The organism is Cellulomonas citrea (assembly GCF_009829685.1).
Classification (GTDB): Bacteria; Actinomycetota; Actinomycetes; order Actinomycetales; family Cellulomonadaceae; genus Cellulomonas; species Cellulomonas citrea.
The window spans coordinates 1-1,162 of sequence record NZ_VWSD01000305.1 but is presented as its reverse complement, the minus strand read 5'-3'; the positions used below and the strand labels follow the sequence as shown (position 1 = coordinate 1,162).

1 protein-coding gene and 1 pseudogene are annotated in these 1,162 nt (G+C 71.9%); both read left to right on the top strand.

Annotated features, from left to right (window positions below; translation table 11 throughout):
* On the top strand, nucleotides 1-695 hold a 695-nt coding region (locus F2B26_RS16355), incomplete at its 5' end, for a CAP domain-containing protein (protein WP_201292799.1).
* A 102-nt stretch (nucleotides 696-797) separates the two neighbouring features.
* Nucleotides 798-1,162 (top strand): annotated as a pseudogene (locus tag F2B26_RS16350) (hypothetical protein); the annotation flags it as partial.

Below are 1,162 nucleotides of genomic sequence, written 5' to 3'. Positions count from 1 at the left end.
CACGCGCCGGGCGTGTCGACGTCGTCGCGGCGGCCGGTGCGGCCCTGGACCAGGCGGTCGCCGTCCTGGACGCCTCACCGCACGCCGATCCTGCGCTGCGCGCCCGGCTGCAGGCCACCGTCGCTGCGCTGAGCGCGGGCCGGGGTGGTGCGGTGAGTGCGCGGGAGCTGCAGGGACTCTCGGCTGTCACCTCAGCGGATGCGGCGCAGGTCCAGCAGTCCGAGACCGCCTGGCTCGCTCAGCAGCGCGCGACGACCTCGTCGTCGACCACCCTGGCTGCTGGGCCGCAGGGCGGTGCGGGGGCCGGGACCGGCGTGTCGCAGGCCGCGCGGATCGGTGCCGGGGGCAAGGTGTGCACGGGCGAGGGAATGGGCTCGACCGAGATCTCCGGCGCCGACATCGCCCAGCAGATCAACATTTATCGGATGAGCAACGGAATGTCGGCATTGTCCGTTTCGCGCTCGCCTGCCCTGGTGGCCCATGCGATGGACATGGCCGACGCGGGCGGCATCTGGCACTCGGGGCACGACAACATCGTGGGCTGCGTGAGCGATGGCTCTGCGAAGTCGCTGGTCAGCGCCTGGTCGAAGTCTCCGCCGCACAACGCGCAGATGCTGAGGAGTGGCGTCACCGCCATGGCTGTGGGTGCGGCACTGCGCGACAAATGGCTTTACGGCGCAGTTGTCTTCTCATGAGTCAAATGTCCGATTTGTGATTTCGGCGCTTGCGGTCGGGTGAAATTGCGGGGACTATTGAGGCGATAGCAGTCGCATTGTCGGCCCGCCGATCGGACGATCATGAGCACAGACCTCGCACGCACAGGTCCTCGCACCTCAGCGCCCGCACGGGTCACCGGGCCGCTTCTCGACCGGGTCCCGACGCCGCGTACCGGCGACCCGACGCCGCCTGCGCCGCCCGTTCGGCCGTCTGCCTGGCGCGGGCGCGCGGCCACCGCCGCCGTCGCCGTCCTGGCCCTGGCCTCGACGGGTGTGCTCGCCGCCCAGAACGCCCAGGCGGTCTCGTCCCAGCGTGCTGCCGCCGGGCGGGTCGCCACCTCGGCAGCGGCGACCCAGACCGACGCCGCGGTGGCGGCAGGTGCTCCGGACGCGGTCGCCGTCGGCGCGCAGCAGACGGCACGGTCGGCCCTCGCCGCGTCGGCGAA